The following is a 17,855-nucleotide window of genomic DNA, read 5'->3' as shown; positions in this document are numbered from 1 at the left end:
GGTTTGTGTAACGCACCGTGAGAGGCGCGGGGCAATTGGAGGAAAGCAATGAAGACCATCGCTAAACTGCTCTGCGGCGTCGCACTCGCGGCCGCCGCCATCGCGCCCGCATCGGCCAAGGACCTCAACAAGGTCGGCATCTCGGTCGGCCTGCTCGGCAACCCCTTCTTCGTCGCCACCATCAAGGGCATCGAGGACGCAGCCAAGAAGATCAACCCGAAGGTCGAGGTAACCTCAGTGTCGGCCGACTACGACCTCAACAAGCAGGTCTCTCAGGTCGATTCCTTCATCGCCGCCGGGGTCGACGTGATCATGCTCAATGCGGTCGATGCCAAGGCGATCGGCCCGGCGGTGAAGAAGGCGCAAGCAGCGGGCATCGTCGTTGCCGCCTTCGACGTCTCGGCGCCAGGCGCCGACGTCACCGTGATGACCAACAACGTCAAGGCCGGCGAAGAGGCCTGCCAGTATCTGGTCGACCACACCGGCGGCAAGGGCGACTACGTTATCCTCAACGGCCCGGCGTCGTCGTCGATCCTGGAGCGGGTGAAGGGCTGCAAGGACGTCCTTGCAAAACACCCCGACATCAAGATCCTCTCCGACGACCAGAATGCCGAAGGCTCGCGCGACGGCGGCCTGAAGGTCTTCCAGTCGCTGCTCACCCGCTTCGACAAGATCGATGCGGTGTTTGCCATCAACGATCCGACGGCGATCGGCGCCCAGCTTGCGGCCAAGCAGCTCAATCGCTCGGAGTTCATCTTCACCGCAGTGGATGGCGCTCCCGATATCGAGAAGGAACTCGCTTCCGGCACCTCGATGATCAAGGCCTCGGCTTCGCAGGATCCCTACGTGATGGCTGGCCAGTCGCTGACGATGGCGGCTGAGCTGCTTGCCGGCAAGAAGCCGGCGGAGCCGACCGTGCTGCTCGACCCGAAGCTGATCACGGCCGAGAACCTGAAAGACTACAAGGGCTGGACCGCAGCCCGCTAAGCCTCCCAAGGCCGATGCGGCCGGGGCAACCCGGCCGCAACTCAATTCCAGAAACGGGAGACGATCATGTCGCGCATCGGTATTCATTCCTTTGTCTGGTCGGCGAGTTCGGCGCAAGGCGACCTCGAACGGACGCTGGCCAACACCAAGGAGGCCGGTTTCGACCTGATCGAGTTCTCCTATCTTGACCCCGCCAATGTCGACGTTGGCGGGCTGGCCAGGCGCATCGCCGACCTCAAGCTTGGCGTGGCGATCAGCATCGGCCTGCCGGCCGACGGCGACATTTCGAGTGCCGACAAGGCGGTTGCCGCGCGCGGCGTCGAGATCCTCAACGAGACGATCGCGCTCACCCGCGATCTCGGCGGCCAGAAGATTGGCGGCATCCTCAGTACCAGCCACGGCTTGCAGACGCAGGCGCCGACGCGCGATCAGTGGAACCGCAGCGCGGGTACACTTGCGAAGGTTGCGGAGACGGCCAAGGCCGCCGGCGTCACGCTCAATCTGGAGATCGTCAATCGCTTCGAAAGCAATCTTCTCAACACCGCTTCACAAGGCCTGGCCTTCATCGCGGACACCGGCTCCGACAACATCTTCCTGCATCTCGATACCTTCCACATGAACATCGAGGAGGCCGATGTCGGACTGGCTATCCGCCATGCCGCTGACAAGATCGGTTATGTCCATATCGGCGAGAGCCATCGCGGTTTCCTCGGCACCGGCAATATCGACTTTGCCGCCATCTTCGATGCGCTGACCGCGATCGGCTATAGGGACGACCTCAGCTTTGAATCCTTCTCGTCGAAGATCGTCGACGAGAACCTGTCACGGAAGACCGCGATCTGGCGCAATCTGTGGTCCGACAATATGGAATTGGCCCGGCATGCGCGCGCCTTCATCTCAATCGGTCTGGAGACGGCGCAGCGAAAGGCAGAGCTTGTTGCATCGAGACATCGTCCTTAGCAGGAGCGCGCTGCCAAAGCGCCAATGTTGTCGTTCATCCGGCCCGCGCCTTACGTGCAAGGAATCGACGTCGGAGGCGCTGAGTGTGGCGGAGGCAGTCGAGCGGGGTGACGCTGACGAGAGCTTTCTGATTTTGGCCCACGAAACGCAATAAAATCAACATCTTCATACGCCCTCCGGGGCCATCCGATCTCCATACTGGACGGGGATGACGTTTGACACAGCGCGGCGGAAAGAAGCAGGATGGCTGATAGAGTCGACATCGCATAATGATGTCACTATATAGCGGCGGCTTCGACCGTGTAGCTGTGGCGGTGTACCACGAAGCAGCAGAAAATGTGTTACGCGTTGCGATCCCTATTGTGATACAAATCGGCCGTCGACAGCAGGAAAAGATCGTAAGAACAACAGCATAGAGCCGAAGCCGATCCCGGCCAACGTACCACTCTATCAAACAATCAGAACGTGCTCATTGAACCCTTCCCTTCATTCGGCTCTTCGGACCTCCGACAAGATCAACTTGCCGGGCGAAGCCGACTCGGTTCGAATGGCAGCATGCATCCTTTACCGGGTGCGGACGTTTACGGTTACCAACCGGCATAGCCGCCAGGGAAAAGCAGTATGAGTGAACATGCGATCGAGTTCTTGCGCGGATGGATCGGTGAAAAGGTCCACTGCCAGCACTCGCCGGTAAAGATCGAGAAGCAGGCCGAGACCCTCGCCAAGGAGTGCGCGGCCAAGGCCGCTGAGGTCGGCATTCCGCTGGAAGATATCCAGGAAGAAGTCGGCGACATCCAGGAACTGATCGCATCGCGGCTCGAAGAGGCGGCCGAGGCCGACCAGAGCAACGCGGCCAAGCCGTGACGCAACAGGCCTGGCGCCGCCAGGCCTTGTCCTCTATCCAAATCGATCTTTCAGCCAGGCCTTCGGCAGCGCCGGCACGAAATTGCCGTCGCGTCCGCTCATATCCTCATTGGCGACCATTGCATTGAGGATCGCCTCCTCTACGCCTTGCGCCACCGCATCGAAGAACGGATCGATATCGACGTCCGGGATGTAAGCGGCGTTTGCGGTTCGTCCCGACGGTGCAAGTGCTGCTTGCGGATTGGCGGTGGTGAAGGCCAGAAAAATGTCGCCCGAACTGTGGTAGCCGAAGCCGCCTGTCATGGCGATGCCGAGCGGCACGCGCTTTGCCAGCCGCTTCATCTGGTGCGGCAGAAATGGCGCATCGGTGGCGACGATGGCGATGATCGAGCCCTTTTCGGCACGCGGCGTGCCTTCGCGCATCGCCGGCTCCACCAGATCGGGCCCGACGCGGGCGCCGCGCAGTGTGAAATTGCGCCGCTTGCCGAAATTCGCCTGCACGAATACGCCGACCGTATGCCTGATGCCCTGCCACTCGATGATGCGCGATGCCGTGCCCGAGCCGGCCTTGAAGCCAAAGGCAATCATGCCGGTGCCACCGCCGACACTGCCTTCCTCGATCGCTCCACCGGCGGCACCGTCGAGCGCGGCTTCGACATCTTCGAAGCCGACGTGATGACCGTTGATGTCGTTGAGGAAACCATCATAGGTCTCCGCCGCAACCGGCAGGCCCCAGCCGCTGTCGAGCGCCGCCGGCAGCACGCGTTGCATCCAACGCAGCGTGCCGTCGCGGGTGACGCCGCAGGAATGCGTGTTGGTGATCGTGACGGGCAGGTTGAAGGCGCCGACTTCCTCGATAATGTGCGACCCCGTCAACTCGCCATTGCCGTTCTGGCTGAAGACACCCGCAAACACCGGCGTGGCGAGCTCAGCCAACGGCCGCGGCAGGATGGCGGTGACGCCGGTGCGCACCGGCCCCGTGCCAACCTCGAGCAGACCCTCGCCGGAAATCAGCGTCGCATAGCCGACCGATACGCCGGGCACATCGGTGATGGCGTTGAAGCCGCCCGGCGTGCCCTCGAAGGCAATGCCGAAAGCACGGGCGCGCGGCTTGCCCGCCGGCGTTTGAAGATGCGGGTCATGTCCGGTCATGCGGTCCTCTAAAAAAGCGAGCCCTGATTGCCCGGTTCTTTCGGTTTGCTGGCCGTCGGCTTTGCGGCGGGTTTGCTGGCCGCTGGTTTGGCAACGGCCTGCACCCGCTCGGCGTCGCCGGTCGCGACTGCATTTACGATGCCGTCGGCGAACTCCAGCTGCAGGCCAGCGCCCGGCGCCACATCAACTGCCAGTTTGATCACCGCGCCGTCGGCATCCTTGACCAGCGTGAAGCCGCGGGCCAGCACAGCCTTGTGCGACAGCGTTGCCATCAGCCTCTCGGATTGGACGATGCGGCCGCGCAGTCGCTCCAGCCTGAGCAGTACCGCTTGCGTGCCACGTCTCGTCAAAGCTGTCAGCAGATCCCTCTGCACGGTTTGCCGCCGTGCCGTTGGCTCGATCGTAATGCGGCCTTGCAGCAAAGCCAGTTGCTGCCTGTGCCGTTGCAGGGATGCTTTCGCACATTTTGGCAACTGATCCGCCGCACGATTCAACTCCGCGCGCCGGGCTCTCGCCAATGCGCGCAGCGCCCCTTGAGCGCGCAAAAGGTTGCGGCCGTTGGTGCGTCGCGCCTCGGCAATTCGCCGCGACAGCGTTGCCGGAGTGAGCTTCACGGCGAAGAACCGAGCTTGCTTTCTTTCGGTGGAGACCATCAGCCCCCGGCTAAGCCGGCTGGCCGCCTCGTCCAGCCGCCGTCGCGGCAGCGCCAGCAACTGGTCGGGTGAGGGCAGTGCCCGGGCGGCCGCACGCGAGGCCTGCCGCTTGCGTTCGAAATTGCGCAAGGTGGCTGCTTTGAGCCGTGCGCCAAGACTGGCTAGTGTCGCTTCGAGGTCCGCTTTCACCGGCACCGCGATCTCCGCCGCACCTGTCGGCGTGGGTGCCCGCATGTCGGCGACGAGATCGATCAAGGTCCAGTCGGTCTCGTGCCCTACGGCCGAAATCACCGGGATGCGCGAGGCGGCGACGGCGCGCGCCAGCCCTTCATCGTTGAACCCCCAGAGGTCCTCGAGGCTGCCGCCGCCGCGCGCCACGATCAGAAGGTCGGGCGGCACGATCGCTCCATCCCAGGCCAGCGCGTTGAAGCCGTTGACGGCCGCCGTCACTTCCGCCCCCGCCGTCTCGCCCTGCACTCTTACCGGCCAGACCAGCACATGCAGCGGAAAGCGGTCCTTGATGCGATGGATGATGTCACGGATCACCGATCCGGTCGGCGAGGTGACGACGCCGATGGTGCGCGGCATGAACGGCAGCCGCCGCTTGCGGCCGGCGTCGAACAGCCCTTCGGCCTGCAGTCGCCGCTTGCGCTCTTCCAAAAGCGCCATCAGCGCCCCGGCGCCCGCCGGCTCGAGATTGTCGATGACGATCTGGTAGTTGGATTTGCCGGGATAGGTGGTGAGTTTGCCGGTGGCGATCACCTCCATCCCCTCTTCGGGGCGGAATTTCAGCCGGCCCATCGTGCCTTTCCAGACCACCGCGTCAAGCCGCGCGCGGTCGTCCTTCAGCGTGAAATAGGCATGGCCGGAAGAGTGGGGCCCGCGATAGCCGGAAATTTCGCCGCGCACCCGCACATGGCCGAAGACATCCTCGACCGTACGCTTCAGCGCGCCGGAAATCTCGCTCACCGTGTATTCGGTGGCATTGGTTCGTGATTCGGATTCTGCGTCGCTCATCGGCCGATTGAGCGGCTGTTGTCGCTCCGCGTCAAGATTCCATAACTTGATCTTAAGCCTGGCCTGATTGACTCTGGGCCAAGGAGGACGCATGAGCGCCCGCAAACAACGCAGCCCGTTGACGTTCCAGGTCACCCTGACGGTGCTGACGCTTGCCGTTTTTGCACTGGCCATCGTTGTCGGCTTCGGCCTTTACGCCACCATGCAGGCCGACCGGGTCTCGCTCGAGCGGGAGAAGGTTTTCCTTGCCAACGGCCTGCAGGACCAGATCGCCGCGGTAAAGCGCGAGCAGGAAAGCGTCGCCGTCTGGGATGATTCCGTTATAAACGCCAAGGCCGGCAACCAGACCTGGATGGCCGAGAATTTCAGCGTCTGGATGTACTCGTATTACGGCCACAACCGGGTCTATGTGCTGGACAACGCCAACCGGCCGGTCCACGCCATGCGCGAAGGCAAGGTCGTGTCGCCTGCCGTCTTTGGCGAGGACGAACCCGCTTTGCGGCCGACCATCGCCAGGTTGCGCCAGATGATGAGCAAGGACGCAAGCCAGGCCGGCGCAAAATTCGTTGCCGACGATCTGGTCTCGCTTGGCGGTCAGCCTGCCATACTCAGCGTCATGCCTCTGGTGCCGAGTTCGGATCGCGTCACCCAGGCATCCGGCAGCGAATATCTGCATGTCTCCATAGAGTTCATCAACGACGCGGTGATCGGCAAGATCGCGCAGAAATATCTGCTGGCGGGGGCGCATCTCCTGCCGATGGCTCAGCCGCTTGGCTCGGCTGCCATTCCGCTTATCGACAAACAGGGTGTCATCCTCGGCTATATTGCCTGGGACCAGGAACGGCCCGGCCTGACGCTGGTGGGCAAGGCCAGCCCGGCCCTGGCTCTGGCCGCGCTGGTTGCGGCGAGCGTGCTCGCCTTTCTGCTCCGGCGTCTGCGCCGTGCGTCATCGGCGCTGCAGACCAGCCAGGCCCAGGCGCAATATCTCGCCTTTCACGACACGCTCACCGGCCTGCCCAACCGGGCACTGTTCGAGGACAGGCTGCGGCGTGCCTTGCTTACCTCCGGCAATGAAAGCAAGGTCGCGCTGCTTTATCTCGATCTAGATCGCTTCAAGCATGTCAACGACACGCTTGGTCACCCGGCAGGCGACGAACTCGTGCGCCAGACGGCGGCCAGGCTTCAGCATACGGTTCGCGACGTCGACACGGTGGCAAGACTGGGTGGCGACGAATTCGCGGTGATCCTGATCGATGTCCGCGACGTAAGGAACGCCGAGGATATTTCCGAGAGGGTGCTGCAGAAACTGCAGGAGCCGTTCAAGCTGATGGACGATCAGGTCTTTATCAGCGCCAGCATCGGCATAGCCTTGTCGACAGGCCCTGATGCCGACGCAGACGATCTGCTGCGCAAGGCCGACATCGCGCTCTACGAAGCCAAGAAGAACGGCCGTGGCCGCTACCAGGTCTTCGCCGGCGACATGGACGACCTTTTGCTGCGCAAGCGCAAGGTCGAGAGCGAGCTGCGCAGCGCGCTGAATGGCGGCACCGGTATCAAGCTCGCCTACCAGCCGGTCTTTGCCAGCGACGGCAAGACCATTGTCGGCGCCGAGGCGCTGATCCGCTGGGCGCATGAGGTCCATGGCGCACTGCCGGCGGCGCAGTTCATCGCCATCGCCGAGGAACGCGGCATGATCGGGCAGCTCGGCGCATGGGCCCTGCTGGAAGCCTGCCGCTTCGCCGTGAAGACCAAACTGCCGTGGCTCGCCGTCAATGTCTCGCCGCTGCAATTGCGCGACGCCGGCTTTGCCGAAGAGGTTGCCTCGATCCTCGCCGAAACCGGACTGGCGCCGAAGCGCCTGCAGCTCGAAATCACCGAAAACGTTCTCCTGGAAAACAACGACACCACCAGAGCGGCTCTGGCAGCCTTGCGCCAGTCGGGCGTCGGCATTGTGCTCGACGATTTCGGCACCGGCTATTCGTCGCTGAGCTATCTGCGCCGCCATGCCATCGACAAGCTCAAGATCGACCGTTCCTTCGTGCGGCTTCTCGACGGCGACGGCAATTCGGGCGCCATCGTCAAGGCGCTGATCGATCTCGCCGGCGCGCTCAAGGTCGAGGTCACCGCCGAGGGCGTAGAGACCGAGGTGCAAAAGGCGCTGCTGGTCGCCATGGGCTGCCAGCAGCTGCAGGGCTACCTCTTGTCGCCGCCGCTGGAGCCGGCGCAATTGGTGGCGCTGCCCGGCCTGTCGTCGGCCAACGCAACGACGGAGGCGGCAGCGTCGGCCTGATCGTTCCTACCAGCCAGGCAGGATCTGGTTCGGCTTGCTCCGCTTCATCTTGGCGAAGGCGAGCGAGGCGAAATCGAAGCTTCCCGTTTCTTCGCCGAGCGGCACGGAAATATTGTCGAGGCTTTCCGAGATGTGTCGGGCCAGAGCGTCGACGATTTCGGGACGCGAGGTCTGGCCGCGCATGATGCCGATGCGGCAGTCGGGCAGGGCGCCAAAACCGTCGGCTTCGCCCAGCACTCGCATGCCGGGCCGCAGCGCGCATTCCGGCAGCACCGAGATCGCCAGCCCCGACAGCACCGCGGCGGTGATGACGGTGGCCGAGAAGCTGGTGAACAGGATTCGATAGTCGCGGTTTTGCCGGTCGAGCACATCGACGGCGGCGCGCCGCCAGATGCAGTTCGGCCGGCCGAAGGCCATCGGCAGCACTTCCTGTTCGTGCGTGGCATGGTTGGCCGAGGTCACCCATAGCAGCGGCTCGCGCCGCACTACTTCCGACTGGCCGCGCGTATCGTTGTGCGTCACCAGCGCAAGATCGAGATTGCCGCGCTTGATATGCTCGACCAAGCCTGGCGTAGGCTCGCAGATGACGGTCAGTTCGACGCGCGGGTTTGACCGTGTGAAGCGTGCCATGATTTCGGGCAGGAACCGGTCGGCATAGTCGTCGGGGGTGCCGATGCGGATGGTGCCTTCGAGCCGCTGGTCATCGAAGGCGGCCAGCGTTTCGCGGTTGAGATAGAGCAGGCGGCGCGCGTAGGAGAGCAGCTTGTCGCCTTCCTCGGTCAGCCTGTTGGTGCGGCCGTCCTTTTCGAACAGCGGCTTGCCGATCCGCTCTTCCAGCCGGCGCATCTGCATCGACACCGCCGATTGCGTGCGCAGCACTTCCTCGGCCGCGCGGGTAAAGCTGCCGGTATCGGCAATCGAGATGAAGGTCTGCAACTGGTCGAGATCGAGTGGCGCTTTCATCGGTCCAATCCATCAGTAGCGTTGATGCTAAAGATTAGAAACATTCGTTGGATTAATCAATCGGTGCGTGGCAAATTCACATTGTCCACATGAAGGCATGTGAATCGAGACCGGAACGGCCGCTGTCCCCAGCGCCGATCGCCTGGTCTTGTCCAGTTCGAGTCTGAAGGAGACCGACATGACCACGTTTGATTTCGCCACCGAGACCTCGCGCATCACCTCGCGTCCGGCCGTTGCGACGCGCGTGGCCAACACTCTTCTCAATGCCTACCAGGCCTGGAAAAATCGCCGCGCCTTCTATCGCCTTGGCGAGATGTCGGACGCCGAACTCGCCGATATCGGCCTGACGCGCTCGGACCTCCATGTCGCCATCGATGTGCCGTTCGGCGCCGATCCGACCGTGAAGCTGCGTGCGATTGCGAGCGATCGTGCCGATACGATCGAAGATCTCGCCCGCCAGATAGCGTGATATCGGGCGCATTGTTTCGGTTGCCGTGAACCTTTCTCAGGCTCGCTGCGACCAACGAGTATAGCAGGCTCCCCACTCCCTGCCGGTTCCCCGCCGGCCAGCCTGCACACTGGCCCGGTCCTCCTCCAGGACCGGGCTTTTCTTTTAAAGCTCCGTCGTCATCGTGCGGTCTGCGCCGCTCGCTTCGTTCCTTGCTCCGAAGCCGCGAAGGTCAGCGCCCAACTACCGCCAACTACCGCCGGTCCATGTCCCGCTTGAACTGGTCGAAGATCGTTTCCACGCCCTTCTGATAGTCGTCGCGCTGCTGGGCGCCGGTCTCGAACATCTTGCCGAAAATATCGTCGAACGGATTGCGTGGCCTGCCGCTCGGATTGGCCTGCGGTTGCGGCGCCTCGCGCTCCTGCGGTGCCTGTCGCGGCTGGGGTGCTTGCGGCTGCTGCGGCGCCGGCTGCCCACCGGGCAGGCCGAAGCCGCCACCACCGCCTTGCCGCATCATCTCTTCAAAAATCTTGCCCAGCGGGTTGTCGCCGTAAGGGCTCTGCGTCTGTTGCGGCTGTGTTGGCTGCTGCGGCCGGCCCTGCGGTTGCTGTGCCGCGCCACCGCCGAACATGTCCTGCAGCACCTTGCCCAGCGGATTGTCGCCATAGGAGTTGGGCGCCTGTTGCGGCTGGCTTTGCGGCTGTTGGGCGCCGCCGCCGAACATGTCCTGCAGCACTTTGCCCAGCGGGTTCTCACCGTAAGGATTGGGTGCTGGCTGCGGCGCAGGCTGTGCCCCGCCGCCCGCCTGCCGCATCATCTGTTCGATGATCTCGCCGAGCGGATTGCTGCCGCCGCCGAAGCCACCGGCGGCCTGCATCTGACCCCCGGTCAACTGGTTTGTCGTCTGCTTGAACAATCCGCCCATCACCATCGAAGCGATGGCCGGCAGCATCTGCTGCAGGATCTGCTGGCTGACGCCGGTCGCCTGCGCGGCCTGGCTGGCCACCGCGCGCGACAGCTCCTTCGAGCCGAACAGATGACCCAGAATGCCATTGCCCTCATTGACGCCTTGCGGTGAGAAAGCCCTGGTCGCGTCCTCGAAATATTTCGCGTGCTGGCCGCTCGCCATCGCCGTCATGAAGGCGCCTAGCCCATAGGGATCGGCGGTGTTGCGTTGCAACCCTTGCGAGAAGGCCGGCAGCAGAGCGGCGACAGCCGCCTGCGTCTGCTGCATGGAAAGCCCGTACTGCTGGGCAAGCGCCTGCATGCCGTTGCCATTCTGCGCCTGCGCCAATATGTCGAACAAGGTAGGCATCGGTTTCTCCTCCGGGAAATCCTCGAGGGAGAACCTAGTTCGTTTCGATGTTCGATTGAAGCGGCTTTTGCCGCTGCTCAAGGCGCGACGCTAATACGCATATTCCATGAACACCGGCTCGATCGAGCCGCCCCAGCGCGTGTGGTAGGCCGACAGCATTTCCTCAGCACTGGTGGTACCGCGCGCCACGACTTCGTCCAGCGTGTTGAGGAACGAGGTCTCGTCATAGCCGTCGCGGTTCTTCCTGCCGCGATTTTTCAGCCCAAGGCGCGAAATCGTCATTACATCGCGGCCGATCTCACGCAGCGTCGTGTTGCGGAACGGCGCGGAAATGCCTTGTTCCGGCACCGCATTGCGCATCGCCAGCGTTTCTTCATACGTCCAGCTCGAAGTCAGCGCCTCGGCGGCGTCGAGCGCGGCCTCGTCATAGAGCAGCCCGACCCAGAAGGCCGGCAGTGCGCAGATGCGGCGCCACGGCCCGCCATCGGCGCCGCGCATTTCGAGGAAGCGCTTCAGCCTGACGTCGGGGAACAGCGTCGACAGATGGTTCGCCCAGTCGCCCATGGTCGGCAGTCCGTCTGGTACTTCATTGCGGGCAGCGCCGGCCATGAACCGGCGGAAGGTGATGTGCGTCATGTCGTGATAGTGGCCGTCGCGGATGACGAAATACATCGGCACGTCGAGCGCCCATTCGACATAGTCGGCAAAGCCGAACTCGGGCGAGAAGCAGAATTCGAGCAGGCCCGAGCGCTGGTTGTCGGTGTCGCGCCAGATGTCGCCGCGCCAGCTCTGCAGCCCGTTCGGCCGGCTGTCGGTGAAGGGCGAGTTGGCAAACAGCGCCGTCGACAGTGGCTGCAGCTTCAGCGACACCTGCATCTTGCGGCGCATGTCGGCTTCGCTTTCGAAGTCGAGGTTCACCTGGATGGTGCAGGTGCGATACATCATGTCGAGACCCTTGGTGCCGACCTTGGGCATGTAGCGGGTCATGATTTCGTAGCGCGATTTCGGCATTTTCGGCGTCTCGGCCAGCGACCATTTCGGGCTGCCGCCGAGGCCGAGAAAGCGGATGCCCATCGGCTCGGCGATCTCGCGGACCTGCGCCAGATGCGCATTGCCCTCGCGACAGGTCTGGTGGATCGTTTCCAGCGGCGCGCCCGACAGCTCGAACTGGCCACCAGGCTCCAGCGAGATCGCGCCCTGTCCGGTCGGCTCGACCAGGCCGATGATGCGGCCGTCATCGATGATCGGGTCCCAGCCGAGCTTTTGCTGCATGCCTTCGAGGATGGCGCGGATGCCGCGCTCGCCGCCATAGGGCACCGGCGCGTTCCCGTCGACATAGAAGGGGAACTTCTCGTGCTCGGTCCCGATGCGCCACTTGTCGCGCGGCTTGTTGCCTTCGGCCAGATGCTCGACCAGTTCGTCGATGCCTTCGATTGCCCGGAAATCGGTTGTGTCGCGCGCCATGGGGCCCCCTCTGCGGCTCTCGGAGCCCGCCGGCGCTAAATGGACGAAATGTCAGCAGCCGATCAAGCGAAAAATCCTGAGCCACAGGTCAACAGGAATTGATCTTTACGCTTCTTACCAGTCTCCGACCGTCGCCTGCATCACCGCAAGCGCCGCCACCGCTGCCGTATCGGCGCGCAGGATGCGCGGTCCGAGCGGGATGGCGGTGACGAAGGGGAGCGCCCGCAGCATCTTGCGTTCCTCGTCGGAAAAGCCGCCTTCCGGTCCGACCATCAGCGCCAGTTTCTTTTCCCTCAACCCCTGCAGCGCTGGCAGTGGATTGTTGGTCGAGGCATCCTCGTCGCAGAAGATAAGCCGGCGTTCCTTGTCCCAGCCGGAGAGCAGGCGCTCGAATTTCTCGGCCTCGCGCACTTCCGGCACCGCCAGTATGCCGCATTGCTCGGCCGCCTCGACGACATTGGCGCGCAGCCGGTCGATGGAGGGTTTTGCCACTTGCGTGTGCTGGGTGATCACCGGCTGCAGGATGCCGGCGCCCATCTCGACCGCCTTCTGCACGAGATAGTCGAGCCGGCCCTGTTTCAGCGGCGCGAAGCAATAGATCAGGTCAGGCAGGGGCGGTTGCGGTCTTTGCGAGGCCAGCACCTTCAGCCGCACCGCCCTTTTCGACCTGGTGGCAATCGCCGCCGACCACTCGCCGTCGCGGCCGTTGAAGACCAGGATCTCGGCGCCTTCGCCGAGCCGCAGCACATGCGTGAGATAATGGCTCTGCTGCTGGCCGGCATCGAATTCGATGCCTGCCGCGAGGTCGTCCGGCACGAACAGCCGCTGCATCTTGTAATTGGCGCGCATCGCCGAGGAATGGGCGAGGCGGTGCCTGGCGTCAAGTCTCGGCGGAACGATGCCACACCGGTTCAAAACCGTGCCGCAGCACCGAAACGGTCGTGGCCGGTGTGAGCAGGCGCAGCGACCGGCCGGCAAGGCTGTCGAAGGCCGCCGCATCGCCATAGCCTGCGAACGACCAGGGCAGCGCGTTGCCGCCGCGCAGCGCATAGGCCGAGCCGCCATCCGCGATCATCGCTCCGTCCGGCAATTCGGCAAGCTCTCCCATGGTGACATCAGGTGGCTTGCCGCCGGAAGCCAGCCGCTCCTTGTGCAGGCGCTTGTCCACCATTGGCGCGCGCGGTTCGTTTACACCGAAGACTTTGCCGAAACGCCCGACAAAATCCGTGGCTCGCTCACGCCGGCAATAGAAACAGGGACGGTGCCCGGCGGCCAGCGCCGTCACCTCGTCGAGGAAGAACAACTCGGTCCAGCCGGCCCTGCCGCCCGGCCTGTTCCTGCCCATCGGCTCGCGCCGCGCATTGCGGAATTGGCAGACGCAGATGATCCAGGCCGGCAAGGCCCAACGCTTTTTCAGCAGCGTCTTGGTCTCAGGATCGTGGATGATGCCGCGATTGCCGGTGAACAGGCCGCGCTCGGATATGGCATGGATGGCGCCGAACGGATCGACCCGGTTCTGCAGTGGCATAGCTCTCTCCCGAATACGCATCTTGGCTGCAATACGGGCGACATGATATCGCTCGTCGCGTCATTTCATGTCAGCAGGGTTTTGCGATGCGGGTGCTGGTGGTCCAGAACTACGAAAACACCGGCCTTGGCCAGGTTGGTGCCGCGCTCGCCGAAGCCGGCGCCGATCTCGACCTGCGCCGGCCCTACAAGGGCGATGCGCTGCCGGACGACGCGACCGGACACGATGCCATGGTGATGCTTGGCGGCGGTCAGAATGCGCTGGCCGACGATGACTACCCGTATTTCCCGGCGCTGCTCGAACTGACCCGCGATTTCGCCGCCAAGGATCGCTCGGTTCTCGGTATCTGCCTGGGCAGCCAGTTGGTTGCCCGCACTTTCGGCGGTGAGAACCAGATCGGCGGCGCCTCGGAATTCGGCTGGCACAAGGTATCGCTGACGCCGGATGCCAGAACCGATCCGGTGCTTGGCGCACTTCCCCAGGATTTCCCCATCTTCGAATGGCACGACGACACTTTCGCGCTGCCGTCAAATGCGGTGCGGCTTGCCGGCAGCGAAATTGCTGAGAACCAGGCGTTCCGTATCGGCCGCGCCGTCTACGGCTTCCAGTTCCATTTCGAGGCCGACCGGCCGATGGTGAGGGACTGGAGCACGTCCTTCGCGCCGCTGATTGCCGATCGCCATCCCGACTGGCACGACCGCCTCGACAGCGAAATGGCTCTCAACGGCCCCCAGGCCGACGCCGCGGGCTTGGCCATTGCCCGCGCCTGGGTGGCGACGATCTGAGACTGGCCGCGCGCAGTCAGCAATTCCAGGAAAAGTGTGAAGCGGTTTTCCGTCCGGAATTGCGTCAGATAAAAAGATAGAGCGGTTCGCCGTAGCGGCGAACCGCTCTATCCGTTGCATAATTGGCACGCGGCGGGGAATCCGCCGGGGACAACCTCTTTCGTCCTTGGTTTGTGGCCGAACGCTATCCTACAAGGCGCGCGCTCTGCATCGGCAATGCAACCGCGATGAACCTTCTGTGTGATCCGCGCGACACACCGCCGATACAGAATCGACCTACAAGCGCGAAATCGTCGAAACTTTGAGACGAATTCTCGGTTTCAACCCATTGGTAACCGCCTCGTGCCCAGATGCAGGAAGCTCAACTAGAGATGACGTCCGTGAAAGCAGCGCTTCTGTCCTTTGTCATGCTGTCTGCCATCGTTTTGTGCGGTCTCGGCATTTATTCCGCCGATGCAGCCAACAACCATCAGGCCGTCGACGGCTACGGCGTCACCGCCGCGCTTCGCTAAAACGCTTTTCCCTGCACAGTCAGGATACGCTTGTCCGCGCCGTCCACGGCGAGCGCACTGAGCATGCCTGACTGCCAGGCGAGTGTGTCGACATTGACGCGGTTCGGCATCACCTCCGCCTCCGGCACCGGTGTGTGGCCGTGCACGATCACCTTGGGGTAAAGCCCTGGATGGTTGTGGAAGACGTCGCGTATCCAGACCAGATCCTGCGGGCTCTGGCTCGCCAGCGGCACGTCAGGCCTGACGCCAGCATGGCAGAAGAAGAAATCACCTGATATCAGTGACAATTGCAGCGACCGCAGGAAGTCGACATGGGCTTGCGGTACAGCATTGACCAGTGCCTGGTGTCCCCGCCGTAACGCCTCGGCCTTGCCGAACCAGCTTGCGTGTCCCGCTAAGTCGACACCATAGGATTGTGCCGTCTGCACGCCGCCATAACGGATGAACAGCCCTTCCGGGTCAGGCTCGTCGAGAAAGTCGAGGAAGCCGATATCGTGGTTGCCGGCGAGCATCAGATGCCGCGGATCGCGTTTCTGTGCCTCGATCAGGAAGTCTATGACGCCCTTGGACTCTGGTCCGCGGTCGACATAGTCGCCGAGGTGGATGACGCGCCAATCGCTGGTCGGCTTGTATTCGAGTTCGCTCTCGATGCGGCGATGCATGGCGGCGAGCAGATCGAGCCGGCCATGCACGTCGCCGATCGCATAGAGGCGCATGCCATCGGGTGCGCGCGCGTCGAGGTAGTGGATGCCGGTCTCGGTCAAGGCGGCTTCGTCTCCGTGATCCAGCGAGGCTAGGGTCTAATCGGTGAACAAGACCCTAGCGCCGCAACTGGTCCTTGCCCATGTCGGTCACCAGCCGCTTGCCGCACAGTGCCAGCGTGATGTCCATCTCCTTGCGGATGATGTCCAGCGCCAGGGTCACGCCTTGCTTGCCCATGGCGCCCAATCCGTACAGGAACGGGCGGCCGATATAGGTGCCCTTGGCGCCGAGGCAAAGCGCCTTCAGCACGTCCTGGCCCGAGCGGATGCCGCCGTCCATATGCACCTCGATCCTGTCGCCGACGGCATCGGCGATCTCTTCCAGCGCCATGATTGACGACGATGCGCCGTCGAGCTGGCGCCCGCCATGGTTGGAAACGATGATGGCGTCGGCGCCGGTCTCGACCGCCATCAGCGCGTCCTCCTTGTCGAGAATGCCTTTCAGGATCAGCTTGCCGCCCCAACGTTCCTTGATCCAGGCGACATCCTTCCACGACAGATGCGGGTCGAACTGCTCCGTCGTCCACGATGCCAGCGAAGCGACGTCGCCGACGCCCTTGGCATGGCCGACAATGTTGCGGAAGGTGCGGCGCTTGGTGCCGGCAATGCCCATCAGCCAGCGTGGCCGCATGGCGATGTTGGCAATGTTGGCCAGCGTCATCTTGGGCGGCGCCGACAGCCCGTTGCGGACATCCTTGTGGCGCTGCCCCAAGATCTGCAGGTCGAGCGTCAACACCAGCGCCGAGCATTTTGCAGCCTTCGCCCTGTCGATCAGGTCGAGCACGAAATCCTTGTCGCGAAGCACGTAGAGCTGGAACCAGAACGGCTTCTTGGTCACCGACGCGACATCCTCGATCGAGCAGATGCTCATCGTCGACAGCGTGAACGGCACGCCGAATTCCTCTGCCGCCTGCGCGGCCAGCATCTCGCCATCGGCATGCTGCATGCCGGTCATTCCAGTTGGGGCAAGCGCCACCGGCATCGCCACTTTCTCGCCGATCATGGTCGATTCCAGCGAGCGGTTGCTCATGTCGACCAGTACGCGCTGACGGAATTTTATCTTCTGGAAGTCCTCTTCGTTGGCGCGGTAGGTGCTTTCGGTCCAGGCGCCGGAATCGGCATAGTCGAAGAACATCTTCGGCACCCGCCGGCGCGCCAGGTCCTTGAGATCGGCAATGGTGAGGATGTCGCTCATGGTGGTTCCTCGTTAGCCAGTCGTCTTGAAGCCGTCGTCGGCGTCGGAGCGCTGCTTAAGCCTGAGCCGCGACACGCGCTGCCAGTCGCCGCTGCGTTCGGCCTCGAGCATCGAGCGCTCGACATAGGAGATATGGTCCATCGCCGCTTGGCGGGCAGCTGAGGGATCGCCGGCCTTCACGGCTTTGTAGATCGCGCCGTGCTGGGCCAGCAGCGCCTCGCGCGCTCCGGGCACGCTGAACACCAGAAGCCGGTTCTGGAACACGCCTTCAGACAGCAGCCGGTAGCAGGAGCGCAGCGTGTGCAAGAGGATGATGTTGTGCGCGCATTCGCACACAGCATGGTGGAACTCGACGTCGATTTCCGCCTCGTCGTCGAAATCGCCGGTGCGGTGCGCCTCGTCCATGCGCGCCACGATGCGGTCGAGCAGCGCAATGTCGTCCGCTGTCGCGCGCCGCGCCGCATATTCGGCCGCAACACCTTCGATCTCGCGGCGGTATTCCAGATAGTCGGTCACCGCCTTGCGGTGCATCGAGATGAGGTCGGTCACCGGCTTGGTGAACAACTGGCCGATGACGTCGGCGACATGGGTGCCGCCGCCGGCCTTGGTGATCAGCAGCCCGCGCCCTTCCAGCGCCTTCAGCGCATCGCGCAGGATCGGCCGCGACACGTCGAACTGGCGCGCCAGCTCGCGCTCGCCCGGCAGCCGGTCGCCGGTGCGCAGCACGCCTTCAAGGATCAGGCTTTCGATCTGCTGCACCACCTCGTCGGCGGTGCGCGAATGCTCGATCCTGGAGAAAATATCGCTCAACGGGGGCCTGGGAAATTGAACCGGCGTCGCGCAAGATAAAGCCAGCGTCGCCAACTGGTCAAATTATTTATCCAATTTGCCCAATCGGGTCGGTCTGCGCGTCGCGCCGGCAGGACCTACGATGCTAGACTTTGGTGTTTACGCGCCTCAT

17 protein-coding genes are annotated in these 17,855 nt (G+C 63.3%); 7 read left to right on the top strand and 10 right to left on the bottom strand.

The window, feature by feature from the left end:
* Nucleotides 1-48: 48 nt before the first annotated feature.
* The 3 genes from NKI31_RS23790 (at nt 49) to NKI31_RS23780 (ending at nt 2,811) form a co-directional block, all read left to right on the top strand.
* Nucleotides 49-987, top strand: a complete 939-nt coding sequence (locus NKI31_RS23790; protein ID WP_023670567.1) for an ABC transporter substrate-binding protein — start codon at nt 49-51, stop codon at nt 985-987.
* 66 nt (nt 988-1,053) lie between these two features.
* Nucleotides 1,054-1,947, top strand: coding sequence for a sugar phosphate isomerase/epimerase family protein (locus NKI31_RS23785; protein ID WP_023707957.1), 894 nt, complete (start codon nt 1,054-1,056; stop codon nt 1,945-1,947).
* 621 nt (nt 1,948-2,568) lie between these two features.
* Nucleotides 2,569-2,811, top strand: a complete 243-nt coding sequence (locus NKI31_RS23780) for a DUF768 domain-containing protein (RefSeq protein WP_023670565.1) — start codon at nt 2,569-2,571, stop codon at nt 2,809-2,811.
* Between the two features lie 33 nt (nt 2,812-2,844).
* Here NKI31_RS23780 and NKI31_RS23775 read toward each other — a convergent pair whose 3' ends face one another.
* Nucleotides 2,845-3,963 (bottom strand): DmpA family aminopeptidase, encoded by a 1,119-nt coding sequence (locus NKI31_RS23775; protein ID WP_023695092.1) that lies wholly within the window; start codon nt 3,961-3,963, stop codon nt 2,845-2,847.
* 8 nt (nt 3,964-3,971) lie between these two features.
* Nucleotides 3,972-5,633 (bottom strand): exodeoxyribonuclease VII large subunit, encoded by a 1,662-nt coding sequence (gene xseA / locus NKI31_RS23770; protein WP_352652677.1) that lies wholly within the window; start codon nt 5,631-5,633, stop codon nt 3,972-3,974.
* Between the two features lie 91 nt (nt 5,634-5,724).
* Between xseA and NKI31_RS23765 the strand changes: the two genes are divergently transcribed.
* Nucleotides 5,725-7,923 carry a bifunctional diguanylate cyclase/phosphodiesterase gene (locus NKI31_RS23765; protein WP_023723354.1) on the top strand — a complete coding sequence of 733 codons (2,199 nt, stop codon included), beginning with the start codon at nt 5,725-5,727 and terminating at the stop codon, nt 7,921-7,923.
* Between the two features lie 6 nt (nt 7,924-7,929).
* Here the strand turns inward: NKI31_RS23765 and NKI31_RS23760 are convergent, their stop codons facing one another.
* The gene (locus NKI31_RS23760) at nt 7,930-8,886 is read right to left on the bottom strand and encodes a LysR substrate-binding domain-containing protein (RefSeq protein ID WP_023695095.1); all 957 of its coding nucleotides are present in this window, start codon (nt 8,884-8,886) and stop codon (nt 7,930-7,932) included.
* 178 nt (nt 8,887-9,064) lie between these two features.
* Here NKI31_RS23760 and NKI31_RS23755 point away from each other — a divergent pair, with 178 nt between their 5' ends.
* A complete protein-coding gene (locus NKI31_RS23755) occupies nt 9,065-9,355 on the top strand; it encodes a DUF1127 domain-containing protein (RefSeq protein WP_023692355.1) in 291 nt (96 codons plus the stop codon).
* Between the two features lie 232 nt (nt 9,356-9,587).
* On the opposite strand, the gene NKI31_RS23750 is transcribed toward NKI31_RS23755, so the two are convergent.
* The 4 genes from NKI31_RS23750 to NKI31_RS23735 form a co-directional block, all read right to left on the bottom strand.
* Nucleotides 9,588-10,649, bottom strand: coding sequence for a DUF937 domain-containing protein (locus NKI31_RS23750; protein WP_023704475.1), 1,062 nt, complete (start codon nt 10,647-10,649; stop codon nt 9,588-9,590).
* Between the two features lie 90 nt (nt 10,650-10,739).
* Nucleotides 10,740-12,113, bottom strand: coding sequence for a glutamate--cysteine ligase (locus NKI31_RS23745; RefSeq protein ID WP_023692353.1), 1,374 nt, complete (start codon nt 12,111-12,113; stop codon nt 10,740-10,742).
* Nucleotides 12,114-12,227: 114 nt separating this feature from the next.
* Complete coding sequence (locus tag NKI31_RS23740; protein WP_023686821.1) at nt 12,228-12,962, bottom strand: 16S rRNA (uracil(1498)-N(3))-methyltransferase; 735 nt, start codon at nt 12,960-12,962, stop codon at nt 12,228-12,230.
* 31 nt (nt 12,963-12,993) lie between these two features.
* Complete coding sequence (locus NKI31_RS23735; RefSeq protein WP_023686822.1) at nt 12,994-13,641, bottom strand: hypothetical protein; 648 nt, start codon at nt 13,639-13,641, stop codon at nt 12,994-12,996.
* 86 nt (nt 13,642-13,727) lie between these two features.
* On the opposite strand from NKI31_RS23735, the gene NKI31_RS23730 reads away from it, so the two are divergent.
* Together NKI31_RS23730 and NKI31_RS23725 are read left to right on the top strand one after the other, a co-directional pair.
* The gene (locus NKI31_RS23730; RefSeq protein WP_023815108.1) at nt 13,728-14,426 is read left to right on the top strand and encodes a type 1 glutamine amidotransferase; all 699 of its coding nucleotides are present in this window, start codon (nt 13,728-13,730) and stop codon (nt 14,424-14,426) included.
* A 371-nt stretch (nt 14,427-14,797) separates the two neighbouring features.
* The gene (locus NKI31_RS23725; RefSeq protein WP_006206855.1) at nt 14,798-14,938 is read left to right on the top strand and encodes a hypothetical protein; all 141 of its coding nucleotides are present in this window, start codon (nt 14,798-14,800) and stop codon (nt 14,936-14,938) included.
* Here NKI31_RS23725 and NKI31_RS23720 read toward each other — a convergent pair.
* From NKI31_RS23720 to NKI31_RS23710, 3 genes are read right to left on the bottom strand one after another with little or no spacing between them, the layout of a single operon-like run.
* Complete coding sequence (locus NKI31_RS23720) at nt 14,935-15,702, bottom strand: metallophosphoesterase family protein (RefSeq protein ID WP_352652675.1); 768 nt, start codon at nt 15,700-15,702, stop codon at nt 14,935-14,937. The two genes, NKI31_RS23725 and NKI31_RS23720, sit on opposite strands and share 4 nt — an antisense overlap.
* 55 nt (nt 15,703-15,757) lie before the next feature.
* On the bottom strand, nt 15,758-16,894 hold the full coding sequence (locus NKI31_RS23715; RefSeq protein WP_023681836.1) for an alpha-hydroxy acid oxidase: 1,137 nt from the start codon (nt 16,892-16,894) through the stop codon (nt 15,758-15,760).
* A gap of 12 nt (nt 16,895-16,906) precedes the next feature.
* Complete coding sequence (locus tag NKI31_RS23710; protein WP_023692349.1) at nt 16,907-17,704, bottom strand: FCD domain-containing protein; 798 nt, start codon at nt 17,702-17,704, stop codon at nt 16,907-16,909.
* Between the last annotated feature and the right edge of the window lie 151 nt (nt 17,705-17,855).

The organism is Mesorhizobium sp. M0659 (genome assembly GCF_040320605.1).
Classification (GTDB): Bacteria; Pseudomonadota; Alphaproteobacteria; order Rhizobiales; family Rhizobiaceae; genus Mesorhizobium.
This window is presented reverse-complemented; position numbering and strand designations above follow the sequence as displayed.

Bases quoted from the DNA above. Each gene is read 5' to 3' on its own strand.
- NKI31_RS23735 (WP_023686822.1), bottom strand. From the start codon at position 13,641: ATGCCACTGCAGAACCGGGTCGATCCGTTCGGCGCCATCCATGCCATA.
- NKI31_RS23785 (WP_023707957.1), top strand. From the start codon at position 1,054: ATGTCGCGCATCGGTATTCATTCCTTTGTCTGGTCGGCGAGTTCGGCG.
- NKI31_RS23755 (WP_023692355.1), top strand. From the start codon at position 9,065: ATGACCACGTTTGATTTCGCCACCGAGACCTCGCGCATCACCTCGCGT.
- NKI31_RS23740 (WP_023686821.1), bottom strand. From the start codon at position 12,962: ATGCGCGCCAATTACAAGATGCAGCGGCTGTTCGTGCCGGACGACCTC.
- NKI31_RS23730 (WP_023815108.1), top strand. From the start codon at position 13,728: ATGCGGGTGCTGGTGGTCCAGAACTACGAAAACACCGGCCTTGGCCAG.
- NKI31_RS23715 (WP_023681836.1), bottom strand. From the start codon at position 16,894: ATGAGCGACATCCTCACCATTGCCGATCTCAAGGACCTGGCGCGCCGG.
- NKI31_RS23760 (WP_023695095.1), bottom strand. From the start codon at position 8,886: ATGAAAGCGCCACTCGATCTCGACCAGTTGCAGACCTTCATCTCGATT.
- NKI31_RS23745 (WP_023692353.1), bottom strand. From the start codon at position 12,113: ATGGCGCGCGACACAACCGATTTCCGGGCAATCGAAGGCATCGACGAA.
- NKI31_RS23750 (WP_023704475.1), bottom strand. From the start codon at position 10,649: ATGCCTACCTTGTTCGACATATTGGCGCAGGCGCAGAATGGCAACGGC.
- NKI31_RS23765 (WP_023723354.1), top strand. From the start codon at position 5,725: ATGAGCGCCCGCAAACAACGCAGCCCGTTGACGTTCCAGGTCACCCTG.
- NKI31_RS23780 (WP_023670565.1), top strand. From the start codon at position 2,569: ATGAGTGAACATGCGATCGAGTTCTTGCGCGGATGGATCGGTGAAAAG.
- NKI31_RS23775 (WP_023695092.1), bottom strand. From the start codon at position 3,963: ATGACCGGACATGACCCGCATCTTCAAACGCCGGCGGGCAAGCCGCGC.
- NKI31_RS23790 (WP_023670567.1), top strand. From the start codon at position 49: ATGAAGACCATCGCTAAACTGCTCTGCGGCGTCGCACTCGCGGCCGCC.
- xseA (WP_352652677.1), bottom strand. From the start codon at position 5,633: ATGAGCGACGCAGAATCCGAATCACGAACCAATGCCACCGAATACACG.
- NKI31_RS23725 (WP_006206855.1), top strand. From the start codon at position 14,798: ATGACGTCCGTGAAAGCAGCGCTTCTGTCCTTTGTCATGCTGTCTGCC.